Origin of the sequence: Faecalibacterium prausnitzii (assembly GCF_049532945.1) — a bacterium.
GTDB classification, from domain to species: Bacteria; Bacillota; Clostridia; order Oscillospirales; family Ruminococcaceae; genus Faecalibacterium; species Faecalibacterium prausnitzii_N.
In genome coordinates, this window is record NZ_CP186691.1 from 1,436,879 (window position 1) to 1,450,783 (window position 13,905).

A 13,905-nucleotide genomic window follows, 5' to 3' on the forward strand; every position below is an offset into this window, starting at 1 on the left:
TAACTTCTTGTGAACAGACGGGCATCCGACAATACAAGGAGGATGCCCGTCTGTTTCTTTTTATAAATGAAAATTTTATGTTAGAGCGTACTATCTCTCGAAAAGTCGTCGAATGGCTATATGGTCATGAAATTATTGAACGCAGTGAATCAAATATTTATGTATATGCCTATGAATTGTTGATTTCATCAACAATAAGTATTTTCCTCATTCTTATCGCATCATGTGTTTGCGGTAATATATGGTACTCATTGGCTTTTCTCCTCGGCTTCATCCCACTTCGAATATACCTAGGAGGATATCATGCATCCTCACATTTTAACTGCTACTTGGCTTTCTTATCTGTCTTTCTTGCAAGTGTCGTTTTAAGTTATCAAATTGTGGCGACATATGGATTTCGGTTGATGACGACTTGTTTACTATTCATAATTGCATTTTTGTATGCCCCTGTTGAAGCCAAAAACAAGAGACTTCCCACAGAAAAGAAGCGAAAGTATAGGCATATTAGCATCTGTTTGACTGGTTTTGATGTCATCCTTGTGACAACTGATATTCTACCACTCTCAAGATTTACAACAATTTACTATTTTTCGAAGTGGGCATTGATTATATTTGCAGTCATTCCTTGCCTGACACGAAAATTTCAAAGATGAACTCGGTTTTCCTTTTGGGTGACCGTTTTCAAAAATCAAAAGAAAGGAGAAAGGAGAAAAAAATGAAAAAAATAATATATTGGCTGAGTAAGCTCACTTGCGTTGTTGCAATGGGCATGGCAGTAGCAAGTGTAAATAGCACCTGCTTCTTCACCGCATATCAGCCGGACGTTCCCGAAGATCTAAAATAAAATGAAGGAGAGAAATATTATGGATACTGAGTACACTTCTCCGATAATCGAAGAATTCGATGATCCCACTGATACTTTTAAAGACAATGAATTTGTCTATACCTATGCTATCCTCGCAGTCGTAGGAGTAGTCGCAATAACCTTTGGGGCAGTTTTGATAGAGATGGTTCCGCTTGATGCAGATGGTAAGCCCGTAGCATAATAGAGGAGAAACCGTCAGCCGTTGTGAGTGGTCTCGTCAAGGCTGACGGTTTTTAGGTGAAAATATGATCTCGATTAATTTGAATAATAAGGAAAATTTGAAACTGACACCTATATTCGTGAAGAATCGTATTCCATATATAAGAAACGAAAATAATGGTTGCATTACTATAGCACTTCCGGAAAAGCGTATCCCACAATATAAAATCTTAAATAAAAGTGCTGTTGAATTTTCCAATCTTATGGATGGGACCAATACGGTACAAATGATTTTAGACTTACTCGCAAAAAAATACGGCGAAAATCATCGCACCGCTATAACAGCCGATATGGGCATAGTGCTTTCGACTTTTTTAAGTTTGAAACTTATTATTTTTAAAAAAGGAGAATTTCCAACTATGGATGGGATAACAATGCCTCTCAATGATAAACTGGTCGTCAAGTTTGCATTTGAGCACGATTTAAAAAATATCGTGCTTGCTCTTGATTCAGTTAAAACATCGGATAATTTCACGTTTTCTAGTCCCCTTGCATATAATGCTATTCCAGATCTTCTACAATTAAGATCTTCTGTATTTGAACTCGGAAAAATTTATTTTTTACTCCTGGATGACACGGAAACTATCCGTGGAATTGCAGAATTTGAAACATCTGCGATATCCAGATATATAACTAATAGTGTTGCGATTCTGTCATATGTGAGCTGCCCATCTAAAAATCTGGATGAATTTGTAAAAGGCTGTGCATCTCTTATTAACAAAGTAGCTCTTTGCCGTACAACAAAAATTCGAACATATATCCCAGTAGATCAACCTGAAGCAATAGAAAGCTTCTCGCATTCCGGATTTGAAAAAGCTGCATTTTTAAAAGAAGAGTATGGAAAAATTGATGTTTGTATGATGGATTATTTCGTGTGAGGATAAGTATATGGGAGTTTCAAAAACAAAAGACTCGGTGACGGGTCCACTGCATTTGGCTTTGGATATAACCAACAAATGCAATTATCGTTGTCTGCATTGCTATAATGCCAGCGGTGAAAATTGTGTTGTTGATAATGAATTGACTGATGAAGAAGTCCTAGAGCTTATTAATCAAATTTCAAAAATCAAGCCGCACACTTTTTGCTTCTGTGGAGGAGAACCGCTTTTGCGCAAAGATTTAATTGTAAATTGCGCTGAGATTCTCTACAGAAATGGGGTTTCCGCAATATCAGCTGTATCAAATGGTTACTATTTAACCGAGGAAATAGCAGATGAGTTAGTACAGGCTCATGTATCTGGAATTCAAATAAGCCTTGATGGGTTTTCAAAAAATAGTTGTTTTGAATTAAGACAAAATGTTGATGCATTTAGTCGAGCGGTTAGGGCAATCGAAATTCTATCAAAATATAGGGACAAGATTTCAATCGGTGTGGCTTTTTGCCCCACAAAATTCAATACTGGAGAGTTTGAAGCCGTATATAATTTTTGTAAAGCTAATGGTGTACGTCAATTGCGAGTCCAACCATTGATGATTATCGGTCGTGCAAGCAAGCATGTGGAAGAAATCAAACCCTCGGATGAACAATATGTACAATTAATAAGGAAAATCTATGAACTGAACAAAAGTTCTATTCAAGTTGTTTCCAACGAAAAAAAACATGTTCTATATAAAAATCCTATTTGTATTGAATGGGGTGATCCACTAGATCATATTTTCAGGTATCGTGAAGGGAATGATAGTTGTTATACTACAATGTCGATTAAAGCAAATGGAGATATTGCTCCTTCACCATATTTGCCACTTTCGATTGGAAATATTCGTTGTCATACGCTTCAAGAATATTGGGACTCCGGTTATCCCAAAATTTGGAAGCTCCCAATTTTGAAGAAAATGGCCAGTACATTAAACACCGTAGATGATATGCAATGTGATTCAATGGGCTATAACACCTGGATCGATAGGGACTATTCTTGCGATATTATTGATGAACATCTTATGGAATGATTTTAGGTTTGAGGTGAGAAAAGATGAAACACGACAAACTGTTCCTTATAAGAATTTTGTGTTTGATCGGAATTGCAGGAGAATTATTGATTCCCAATAATATCATTCGTATGTTATTTGGTCTGTTTTTTGCAATAATAAGTGTTGCTTTTTTGTTGATGCACAAGAATGATATAATTTTGGAAGAAATTGACAGAAAAACCAATTATTCAATTTCTATAATATGTATTAGCGTTATCCTACTTTTATTTATTATCGTTGGTTATATAATATTAAAAGAGTTGCGAGTCATTGTGCTATCTGATTCGCAGGAAATTTTTCTTTCAGAGATTCTCGTGTTTGGCTTTATGGCTATCTTTGGAAATTGCTCTAAAAAACTTCCATTCAATAAGTATGTTGGTTTGCGTTTACCATGGACATTAGATGATTGTCAAACATGGAGATATGCACACATGCTTTTATATGAATTAACTTTTCCTACCATACTTTTAGGTATTACAATTCTTTTTGCTCTGCCCAATAAATCGAAAACGGTCATGATTTGGTCAATACTATTATATATTGGCACTCCGTCCATTCTTTCTTATTTTTACTGCAGAAAAAGGCATTAATAAGATGCACGATTCAAATATGAAAACCATAATATGCTTTTTGCAGAAACATTTTTTTGGACAAACATCCAAAATTCTTTTTGTGACTTGTTTTTCGATGGTTGTCGCTTTACTTTCCCAAAGTTCTGTGTATATTTCTGGAAAATTTGTGGATTTTTTGACAACCACTCAAAATGACATGTCCACATATAAAACGCTTCTAGACTATAGTGTTCTTTTTGTGATTTTGAATTTAACAGCTGTGTTAATAAACTTTGCGATTAACCGGATGGTTACTATTCTTTATTCAAACACTTTTTACTCGATCACAAGAACTGTTTCACATCATATACAAAGCATATCTTTGTACAAAGAAATTAAATTCAACTCTTCAAAAATCACACATCAACTTCAGGTTGATGCCAATGAGATCGTTTCCTTTTCGCTGGGGATTTTTCAGAATTTTCCACTAAATACATGTAAACTTCTTTTTTCCATTATAATGCTATATTTTTTGAGCAAGAGTGTATTGCTGATTATTCTCCTCTTGGTTTTCGTGTATGTCTTTTTTTATGCAACATTAAAACCAAAACTCTTTAAGTCAATCAAAGAGTTGAAAAACGTTCAGTCAAAATTTTTTTCAAAGCTGTTTGAACAGATTCAGTTTTCATCTTATGTAAAAAGACACGGCCTTTTAAGTTCTTTTATTAATCGACTCAATCTTCCGTTTAAGAGCCTATATGAAAAAATGTTAGAGAATCAAATTCTTCAATTTCAATTTTCAGGGATTGATTCAATTATTCTAACGATTGGACAAATAATGCTCTTTATATTGGGCGGCTATTTGGTTCTCAGTCAAAAATTATCGGTCGGAGAATTTTCAGTCATTAATCTTTATTTTTCATCTATCATTACAACTATTCGATATTTTTATTCAGTCGGCACATCTTTTCAGAATATGCGAGTTTCATTTAATCGAATTTATGAATTCTTAAAAATTCCATGTATTGAAAATGGAAGTGAAACCATCGATAGCATTATTAACGTGTCAATTGAAAATTTGAAAATCCAGTTTGACTCCAAAATTGTCATAAGCGAATTTCATAAAGAATTTATCCAAGGGAAAATGTATATCATTGCAGGAGCAAATGGTAGTGGAAAATCAACCCTGTTACATACAATGGCCGGACTATATAATGACCTATATCTGGGAAGTATTAAATACAATAATATTGATATAAGAAAACTGGATATGGAGATGTTGCGTCAATCCAAAATTGGTTTTGTCGAACAGGATGCGCCACTTATTGAAGGCACAATTTTATATAATCTTTACCCATCAAAAACGCAAGAAGATTATTCGGCTAATGAAATTCTTCGTGCAAAAGAAATGGTTGACATATTTGGCCTCCACGATCGTATCTCAAAATCATGTGATGGACTAAACATGAGAATAGACGAGAAGAATCATCTGCTTTCAGGAGGAGAAAGGCAAAAGATAGCAATAATCCGCGAATTACTGAAACAGCCATCGTTACTTTTGTTGGATGAACCAACGGCGTCTATGGATCAAACAAGTGCTGAAATTTTACTTAATGAATTGAATTCTATCAAAAAGGACGTTATTGTTGTTATCACAACACATGACGAGAGAATATTATCCTATGGAGAAGAAATTTTATATCTATAACTCATAAGAAGCTGAGCTTTATAATAGCCCTCTATTTGCAACGACTGCAAGTAGAGGGCTGCTATTTGGCTTTGGATATTTTAATTAAAGGTTAGTCTTCCATTCTACCGTGGTCACAACCAAGTGAGAGATAGTGCTCAATCTCACCAATCAGCACAAGCTGGGCGTACTCCAAGGGCTTGTTGTAGAGCAGCCAATCTAGCTCTGCTCGCTGCGTAGGGGTGTTGCCGTATTCGTCCTCAACGGCGATACAGTCGATGGAAAGAATAGTGCCATCATTAAATTGGGCTTCCAGCCGGTTGGTGTCCATGTTGTAGCGGCAGGAAAGCACTTTTTGAGGGGGATTATGGTCAGAATTCTGATTTCGTTTCATTTGAATTACTCCTTTAATGATCATAGAATTTAATTTTCAACGAGATGAGGTCTCTTTTTTCTCTCTTAAGTCACCTAACCGCACTACCTTGCATCACAGGCATTGACGATGATATCCACATCCGGGCGGTGCATCAGTTTTTGCAGGATGCCAAACTGCTTTTTGGTGCCAGCAGACACGAGATACTGCCACTTCTGCGGCAGGATAGGCAGGTCAGCGATGCTCCACTTAACGAACTTCTCATCGTAGATATTGGGTGGCGCAAGCTCTACCAGATGCCCGACGCACCAACTGACCAGATAGCCGTTGCCCTCCCAATAACCATCCTGTCGATTGGTCGCACCGAGGACCTTTGCGTAAGCTGCCCCGACAGAGGGTTTCTCGCTGACCACAAGCTGATAAGACAATAAGCATCAACTCCTGTTCTTTTCAGATTTAGATATGTAAGGCGGCAAATGCCGCCTTAAAATCAGATGGGTTCGGTATCCTCCTCGCCGGTGTCCTCCGGCTCGTCCTCGGTGGGAATTTCAAAATCGCCCTTCTCCTCGGTGTAGTTTGCATCGGGGTCGAGGGCTTCTTTTTCTGCCTGCTTTTTCTGCTTCTGCTTCGCGAAAGCATAGAAGCCGCCGCCTGCCGCCAGCGCAATCAGCACGACCACACCCAGAAAGCCGGATGCGATCTTTGTGACCTTGTTTTCCTTGGGCTGTTCCGTGCCGGATGCTGCCGCTTCTTCTGCGGCTTTCTTGGCTTCTTCCTCGGCTTTCAGCCTGTCCTGTTCAGCCTGCGTCGCCGCTTCTTTTTCGGCGGTGTAAGCATCGGCGGCATCTTCCTCCATCAGAGCCAGAAGGTCGGCTTCGTCCACAAGGTTCATAAAGTGGACGGTCTGCTGCCCTTTGGCATTGCGGTCAATCACCAGATAGAAGGTGTTGCCGGACTTCGACACCAGCGTGATAAACTGCTGCCCGCTGCCATCGGAATAGTCGGTGTGGTAGTCATCTACCAGTGTCAGATTGCCCTCCGGGGTCAGGGCACCAGAGGTTTCGTCCGTGACGGTGACAACATCTTCCTCCACGACTTCCGGCAGAACCGGCTGCTCCACCGGGTCAGCTTTGCCCTCAAAGGCAAAGGCGGGAGCCGTCATGCCAGCGCACAGTGCCGCCGATACCAGCAGTGCGCCCAGTTTCTTAATCTTCATCAGCATCGACCTCCTTCTCAAAAGTTGCACCCACGGCAGACAGCGCAGCCGGGGTCGGGGTGACGGTAGCCGACTGCCGCAGCAGGGCGGCAAGCTGTTCCGGTGTGACCTTTGCCGTCCGAACCATCTCGTTGACCTCGGCGGCTTCGGCCTCCTGAATCCGCCGCTCCAGACTTTCGATGCGGTTGTTGAGCTTGATGCGCCGCTCCTTCTCTTTTTCCAGCATCGCCCGCAGCTTATCCGATTTTTCACTCATAGTTGAACCCTCCATTTCATTTTGAAAGCCGTCCAAAACCGGACAGGTATTTCTGCCAGTAGGACGAGTGAATGTTTGCGTACTTGATGGGGTCTCCGGCACTGACCATCATGCCATTGCCGAGGTAGATTCCAACGTGACTTTTTCCGGGGGTATCATACGTTCCCTCGAAGAAAACAAGGTCACCGGGCTTTGCTTCGGCTTCGCAGATGTGCTGGCTCTTGTTCCACAGGCCGTTGGCGGTGGTGCGTCCCACATCGTAGCCGTTCTGGTTGTAGACCCAACAAACGTAGCCTGAACAGTCAAAGCCAGTTTCCGGGGTAGAGCCGCCCCACACATAGGGCGTACCCACATACTTTTGGGCTTCCTTGTAGATGGCGGCAAATTCCTCATCCGTCAAGGCTTCCGCTGGAACCTGATAGTCGATGCCCGGTGTGCCGGAGCCATCGGAGCCACCGGGCGGTAACCCTCCATTGAACAGGTAGGGTCTGCCGCCCAGAGTATCCTGAAAGATCTCGTACCGTTTCCATTGGTCGTTGTCCAGTTCCTCCCGGATAACTACTTCCAAGCCACGGTTCACCAGCTTGGTGTGGAAGATGCGGTACTCGTAGGGCACCTGCGTGGGAACCGGGATTCCTGCCGGGCTGATGACCCAGACGGTCTTATACCGTATCTGCACCTCTACCCATGTGGTCAGCTTGTACTGCTTTTTGAAGGTCTCCTTCAACTTGCCCTGCACCTCTGACCGGGTGTAATCGTCATACAAGGTGGTCAGGAACGAAGTCAGCTGCCATGGGTCATGCTCGATGGGGTCGAGGTGGTACTGGTACTCGTTGTAGCCGGGATGGTCGGTGGGGGTGCGCTTGATCTTTTTGTCCAACTCTTTTTCCAGTTTTTTGTAGTCCTGTTCTGCACCCCGGATGTCCCGGTCCTCGGCAGAGTACATGGTCTGCCCGGACACCTGTGTGCCGCCGGAAAAGAGGATGCCGCAAGACGAGAAGCCGGACATCACCATGAGGATGAGCAAAAGAAAAACGCCCACAATTACCAGAACGTGCGCGTTGCCCTTGGCGGCATTCATCAGCCCTTTTACGGCGGTGCTGACGGCAGTTTTGCCTTTCTCCACCGCCTGTTCCACGCTGGACCGGGCAGCAGATGCACCGTTGGATGCCGCTTTGCCGCCTGTGGTCTGCTCCGCCGTGCCCGACCGGGCGGCGGTATAATAGCTTTTGTGAATTTCTTGCCGTTGTTTCCAACGTGAAAGCCAGTTGGAGCCGCCCTCACCGGTGCCGGATGCGCCTGCATCTTGTGCCGAAGTCGGATTCTGTGCAGAAGATCTTGCGGTTTTGGTGCCTTTCTTGCCCTGCATTTTGGCTTTCTTTTTCAGCTTCCGGGCATAGCGGCTCTTGGCAATATCGTGGGTGGTCTCGGCGGCTTTTTCGCCCTCGCTCAACGCCTGCACACCGACGTTTTCATCCTCGTACTGGTCAACCTCCCGATGCACCGCAGACCGGGCGGCATGGGCGGCGTACATTTCTCGCTTCTGCGCTTTGCTCAACCGGCTCAACTCGTCCGGGGTCAGTTCCGCCTTGCCAAACCGTAGATGCTGTGCCTTTTCCGCAGCTTTATCCGCATCGGTTTTCAGCTTTTTCTTTTTGGGCACCGACTGCTCCACTTTGGCTTTTTTCGGGGGCGAACGGGTCTTTTTGGCAGACGTTTCCTCTTTGATGTTCAGTTTCGGCTTGCTCATTTCTGCCCCTCCGAAACCTCACCCAACTTGGTGGTCATAATGCGGTAGAGTTCCAGATCGGTGGGGAAACGGTCAACGAACGGAAGAATGACATTGCCGAAAAAAAGCAGCCCCTCGCCCTCGCCGGAGTGGGTCACATAGGAAAGCTGGTGAGGAGAGATGTTGAGCTGCTTTGCGAGAATCTGCCGATCTCCTGCCGCCTGATTCAGCATGATGATCATGTCACTGTTCTCGAAAATATTCTCGACTTCACGGGAAGAAAGAAGGTCTTTCACGTTCTGGGTCAGCCCCGTGGGAATACCACCCCACTTGCGGAAACGCTTCCAGATCTCCACGGAATACGCCGCAGTCTGCTCCTCTTTCAGAAGCAGGTGCATCTCGTCCATATAATACCGTGTGGACTTTCCGCTGCTGCGGTTTGCCGTAACACGCCCCCACACCTGATCCTGCACGATGAGCATTCCGAGCTTTTTCATCTGCTTGCCCAGTTCCTTGATGTCATAGCAGACGATGCGGTTGTTGACGTTCACATTGGTGCGGTGGTTGAACAGATTCAGGGAGCCTTTCACATAGATTTCCAGAGCCGTGGCAACATGGTGGGCTTCTTTTTCGTCCTGTTGGAGCAGGGCGTTGTACAAATCCTCAAGGATGGGCATATTCTCCGGGCAGGGGTCCGCAAAATATTTGCGATAAATGAGATGCACACAGCGGTCAATGACGGTTTTCTCCACCGGCAGCAGACCCTCCTTGCCACCCACCACAAGTTCGCACAGGGAAAGGATAAAGTCAGCTTTCAGGGAAAGCGGATTATCCTCCTCGGAGTAGTTGGCGTTGATGTCCATGGGGTTGATGAACTGGGTACTGTTGGGGCTGATTTTGATGACCTGCCCCTTCAGCCGATTCACCAGCGGAGAATAATCGGCTGGGTCAGCGGTGTTACCACCGCCTTCCCGCCTAAGAACCGTACGTGACAGTTTCCCGTCATACGGCTCAAGCATTTCATCACTTCTTCAAGCGGTTCTCAGCATAAATACGCTGACAGGTGCAATGAACGTAGCGCATATTGCGAACATCTTCCATGCCAGCCTTTGCCTTTGGTGCAAGGTAGAAGATTTCTCTTTCTTCCGTTACATCCATCGGCATTCCGCAGTGGTAGCACAGTCCGTTCTGGTTTTTCCAAATCATCTTGAATTTTCCAGTCAGCCGGTGCATTCCTTTATCGAATTTCCTTTTTTGGAAATACGCCTCATCGAGGAACGGATTTGCAGTAGCTTTTATCTTGGTATGTCGCACAATGGCTGTGCTGTCCACCCGTATCAGCTCCTTGTTTTCCGTAGAGAACACCCAGTTCCGATTACCGACACGATGCCAGTATCTCGTGGAAATCCACCACTTGTTCTTCTTTGGGTGCCGTCTTTTAGCCCATCGCCACAGCAGTTCGTACAGGACATAGTCCAGATGCGCGAACGCATCACTTGCGCATACGGACTGGTGGTAATTAGTCCAACCTCGAATTTGTTCATTCAACTTCATAATCAGAACATCTTGCTGCCACGCTTTTCCTCTGCGGAGAATCGTGTCAGAGATATTGGAAACGATAGCCTTGACCGCCTTTTTGGAAGGCTTGATAATCAGCTTTTCGTTATACTTTCTGAAGTTCCAGCCGAGGAAGTCGAAACCATCGTCAATGTTGGTGACAACGGTCTTTTCATCAGAAAGTTCCAATCCGCGTTCAGCGAGAAACTCTCGAATCAGCTCCTTTGCTTCAAGAGCCAGTTCAGGTGTTGCCGCTGTGACCACAAAATCGTCTGCATAGCGGACGAAGTTTACTTTGTGGGCATTCTTAAATCTTAAATCGACCTTACCGAGCGCGTTCGTGTGAAAGCGTTCGACCAGCTTCTTCTCGATACCATCCAGCGTCATGTTCGCCAGAATGGGGGAGATAATACCACCTTGCGGAGTTCCTTCCTCGGTAGGAAAGAGTTCGCGCTGATAGATAAATCCCGCCTTTAAGAACTGCTTCAAAATGTTCTTGTCCATGGGGATGTTCGCCAGAAGCCAATCATGGCTGATATGGTCGAAGCAACCTTTGATGTCACCCTCCAAAACCCACTTCGGAGAAATGTGCTTGCGCGACAGTGCATTGAACAGATATTCGCAGGCATCCTGTGCGCATCTTCCTTTTCGGAAACCAAAGGATTTCCCATCTGCTGTTGTTTCCGCCACCGGTTCCAGTGCCAAAGCATAAAGAGCCTGCATTGCGCGGTCATACATCGTGGGAATCCCCAACGGACGTTTTTTCTTCTTGTCCTTCTTTTCGATATACACTCTACGGAGAGGACGTGCACGATACCTTTTATCTGTCAGCGATAGAGCCGCTGCCATTTTCTTCGCCGGAGTGTTCCAGAGAACACCATCCACACCGGGAGTTCTGCGCCCGTCGTTGGTTACGACACGCTTGACAGCCAGTGCTTTGGCGTAAAAGGAATGTGTCAGAAGATACTGAAGTCGTTTTACTGCGTTGTAGTCTTTTTGCTGAGTTGCCTTGACAATCCTGATTTGTAGCCTGTTGACTTCCCGCTCTGCCTTATGCCAGTCAATGTTTTTCCATTGGGCACTCAACATAGCTTCGTCCGACAGCTTCTCAGAAGTTTTACCTTCCGTCGTTGAATACTTATCGTTCACAGGAATACCTCCAATCTTGCCATGAAATACCCGGAATAAGTCAGCACCCTTTCAGGTCAGGGCAAATTTTGAACCCCTATGCTCACCGTTACAGTGAACCTTTCGCTTTTTATTCCATCTCATACCCTCTGCGCCATTTCTTCCTCTTGCGAGGTCGATACCTTTGTTCAAGGAACGCATAGGGTTTTCCACGTTCCACGTAATGCATAATTCTCGAATGCCTTAGCCGCCATCTTTGAACCGGGAGGATTTGTGTCCATTTGCTTCGGGGTAGCGAAAGGCCCCTCGGTCACCTCCAACACCTTTTGGTGTAGGTGTATCAGCCTTATTTCACCTATTCCCTGTAACGATCCTTACGATGATTCACATTACGTTCGACATAGCATTCTTTACCCTAACAGTACATCCGCTTTAGGCTGGCAGATTTCCCATATTGTCCTGTGAGCTTCCCAACGCCGGCTTTTGACCAGTGCAGGTCACAGTAGGGTTACTCCAAATGGATAGAGCAGTGTTTATACACAATACATTACGCGACTTCGTGTCGCACCTCACATTCTGGGTCGCAGATGATGATATCATCATCCGTCACCAGAAAAGCGTTTGCAATCTCACGCTTTGCCGAGAAACTTTTGCCGCTTCCCGGAGTGCCCAAAATCAAGCCATTGGGGTTCTTCAGCTTCTTCCGGTCCACCATGATCAAGTTGTTGGACAGGGCATTCAGCCCATAGTACAGGCTTTCTTTACCGGACTGGTACAGTTCCTGTGTGGTGAACGGAATGAAGATGGCTGTACTGCTGGTGGTCAGGCCGCGCTGAATTTCGATCTGGCAGTCAGCCAGCGGCAGGCTGCTCATCAAGCCCTGCTCCTGCTGAAAGTCAAGCCGGCACAGGTTGCAGTTGTGTTTCTGTGCAATGCTGGATGCCTGAAAGACGTTGTTTTCCAGTTCCTGCTCCGTGCGCCCGGTGTTCAGCACCAGAAAGGTGACAAGGAACATCCGCTCGTTCTGGCTCTGCAATTCTTTCAGCAGGGCTTTTGCATCTCTGCCGTAGGTTGCCAAATCCGACGGAATGATGTCGATATCATACCCGGCGCGGATTGCCTTTTTCTGCTCCTCGATCTTGCTGCGATCCAGTTCCGTAATGGTGCGCTTGACGGTCTTGATGGCACGGTTCTGATCGACACTCTGAATGTGCATGGTAACGATTTGCGAGGAATCCATGTCCAGAAAGTCCTTCAGCAGCTGGTCGCTGATGTCGGATGCCGTGATGCTCAAGAAACTGGCGGCGCAAAAAATGCCGCCCATCTGGAACGTCCGGGAGTTTTTGAAGGCAAAGGCGGTGGGTGCAATGGCATCCTTCACCGAAAGGCCGCTTTTTACAAGGTCCTTCCAGTCAAAGTGGAACTTGCTGGCACCGTCCATATTGAACATATCGTGCATGAGTTTCAGCCGCTGGGCACCGTTCAGGGGCTTTGCCTGCACCCCCAGTCGGTGAAAGTTGTTGAGCAAATCGTTTTGGATGTGGTCAAGCCGGGGCTTGACCTGTGCCATGCTTTCGCCCTCCACACCAAAGGTGATGAATTTGGTCTTGGTCAAACCATTATTGCCCTTGGCAAGCTGCTGGCGCAGCATCTGGGAATACTCCGCACGAACATCGTCAAAGCCGTCCTTCTGGAACGGAATGCGGATGCTCTTTTCAAACTCGGTGCTGTCGGTTGCCATGTTCACGAAGGACAGCTCAAATTTGATGGAGCTATCAAAGAAGTTCAGAAAACTGCACCATTCCTCGAAAATGGCGGTCCTGTCCTCCTGCTGGGCGAGCTGATAATTGATGTCCTGATACTGGATGGTGCGGGTGTAGTAGTTTGCTTTCACCCGGCAGGTGCCATCCTCAAACATCCGCTGCATGGGGATGGATTGCTGGGCGGTCCGGGGCACAGCAGGCTTCGGCGGCTTTTTCTTGCCGCTTTTATCGGTCTTTTTCCAAAACGGAATCATTGGTCATGCCTCCCTTCATCAAAATCGCATAGTAGTTGTTGGTCTTATAGGGGCGAATCTTCGGGCGGAGAAATCGGGACTGCACATAGTACGACAGCAGCTTTTCCATGGGCTGACCGTTTTTCTCGTACATCCCAAGGAAGAACGCCGGCAGCATCACCGCCATCATACCGAGGGTGGCGGCAGTGTTTCCGCCGGAATCCCGGAGAACAAAAAACAGCGGCACTCCAATGAGAGCCGCTGTGCCAAAGCAGACAAGCTGCCGTTTGGTCAGGTTGAATGCCACTTTAGACTTAACCTTGGTCAAATCACGAGGCACAGAGATATACGCAGCCAATA

Annotated in this window: 13 protein-coding genes and 3 pseudogenes; 7 read left to right on the forward strand and 9 right to left on the reverse strand. The window is 45.4% G+C overall.

From position 1 onward, the window contains the following. Positions 1 to 77 precede the first annotated feature (77 nt). From ACNQFG_RS07170 to ACNQFG_RS07200, 7 genes are all read left to right on the forward strand, one after another. Positions 78 to 653 carry an accessory gene regulator B family protein gene (locus ACNQFG_RS07170; protein WP_350339873.1) on the forward strand — a complete coding sequence of 192 codons (576 nt, stop codon included), beginning with the start codon at positions 78 to 80 and terminating at the stop codon, positions 651 to 653. Between the two features lie 62 nt (positions 654 to 715). Continuing rightward, entirely contained in the window at positions 716 to 844 is a 129-nt protein-coding gene (locus ACNQFG_RS07175) for a cyclic lactone autoinducer peptide (protein WP_278251144.1), read from the forward strand. Positions 845 to 863: 19 nt separating this feature from the next. Beyond that, on the forward strand, positions 864 to 1,046 hold the full coding sequence (locus ACNQFG_RS07180) for a hypothetical protein (RefSeq protein ID WP_423406449.1): 183 nt from the start codon (positions 864 to 866) through the stop codon (positions 1,044 to 1,046). 118 nt (positions 1,047 to 1,164) lie between these two features. Then, positions 1,165 to 1,962 carry a PqqD family peptide modification chaperone gene (locus ACNQFG_RS07185; protein ID WP_278734205.1) on the forward strand — a complete coding sequence of 266 codons (798 nt, stop codon included), beginning with the start codon at positions 1,165 to 1,167 and terminating at the stop codon, positions 1,960 to 1,962. A 10-nt stretch (positions 1,963 to 1,972) separates the two neighbouring features. After that, entirely contained in the window at positions 1,973 to 3,031 is a 1,059-nt protein-coding gene (locus ACNQFG_RS07190) for a radical SAM/SPASM domain-containing protein (RefSeq protein WP_423406450.1), read from the forward strand. Between the two features lie 23 nt (positions 3,032 to 3,054). Further along, positions 3,055 to 3,642, forward strand: a complete 588-nt coding sequence (locus ACNQFG_RS07195; protein ID WP_423406451.1) for an SdpI family protein — start codon at positions 3,055 to 3,057, stop codon at positions 3,640 to 3,642. Between the two features lie 4 nt (positions 3,643 to 3,646). After that, on the forward strand, positions 3,647 to 5,311 hold the full coding sequence (locus tag ACNQFG_RS07200) for an ATP-binding cassette domain-containing protein (protein WP_423406452.1): 1,665 nt from the start codon (positions 3,647 to 3,649) through the stop codon (positions 5,309 to 5,311). Between the two features lie 91 nt (positions 5,312 to 5,402). Here the strand turns inward: ACNQFG_RS07200 and ACNQFG_RS07205 are convergent, their stop codons facing one another. The 9 genes and pseudogenes from ACNQFG_RS07205 to ACNQFG_RS07245 all read right to left on the reverse strand — a co-directional run bounded on the left by ACNQFG_RS07205 (position 5,403) and on the right by ACNQFG_RS07245 (position 13,903). Next, a complete protein-coding gene (locus ACNQFG_RS07205) occupies positions 5,403 to 5,684 on the reverse strand; it encodes a DUF6061 family protein (RefSeq protein WP_423406561.1) in 282 nt (93 codons plus the stop codon). An 89-nt stretch (positions 5,685 to 5,773) separates the two neighbouring features. Then, positions 5,774 to 6,091 (reverse strand): annotated as a pseudogene (locus tag ACNQFG_RS07210) (DNA topoisomerase III); the annotation flags it as partial. 62 nt (positions 6,092 to 6,153) lie between these two features. Further along, positions 6,154 to 6,885: a DUF4366 domain-containing protein gene (locus ACNQFG_RS07215; protein WP_423406453.1), complete on the reverse strand. Its 732-nt coding sequence runs from the start codon at positions 6,883 to 6,885 to the stop codon at positions 6,154 to 6,156. After that, a complete protein-coding gene (locus tag ACNQFG_RS07220) occupies positions 6,869 to 7,135 on the reverse strand; it encodes a DUF4315 family protein (protein ID WP_423406454.1) in 267 nt (88 codons plus the stop codon). Before ACNQFG_RS07220 ends, ACNQFG_RS07215 begins: the two co-directional genes overlap by 17 nt. Positions 7,136 to 7,151: 16 nt before the next feature. Then, positions 7,152 to 8,885, reverse strand: a complete 1,734-nt coding sequence (locus tag ACNQFG_RS07225) for a C40 family peptidase (protein WP_423406455.1) — start codon at positions 8,883 to 8,885, stop codon at positions 7,152 to 7,154. Beyond that, a pseudogene (locus ACNQFG_RS07230) lies at positions 8,882 to 9,814 on the reverse strand (VirB4-like conjugal transfer ATPase, CD1110 family); the annotation flags it as partial. The pseudogene ACNQFG_RS07230 and the gene ACNQFG_RS07225, both read right to left, overlap by 4 nt. A gap of 73 nt (positions 9,815 to 9,887) precedes the next feature. Then, positions 9,888 to 11,570, reverse strand: coding sequence for a group II intron reverse transcriptase/maturase (ltrA, locus tag ACNQFG_RS07235; protein WP_149795379.1), 1,683 nt, complete (start codon positions 11,568 to 11,570; stop codon positions 9,888 to 9,890). Positions 11,571 to 12,117: 547 nt separating this feature from the next. After that, positions 12,118 to 13,566: pseudogene (locus ACNQFG_RS07240) on the reverse strand (VirB4-like conjugal transfer ATPase, CD1110 family); the annotation flags it as partial. Next, positions 13,538 to 13,903 carry a PrgI family protein gene (locus ACNQFG_RS07245; protein WP_423406456.1) on the reverse strand — a complete coding sequence of 122 codons (366 nt, stop codon included), beginning with the start codon at positions 13,901 to 13,903 and terminating at the stop codon, positions 13,538 to 13,540. The pseudogene ACNQFG_RS07240 and the gene ACNQFG_RS07245, both read right to left, overlap by 29 nt. Positions 13,904 to 13,905 lie beyond the last annotated feature (2 nt).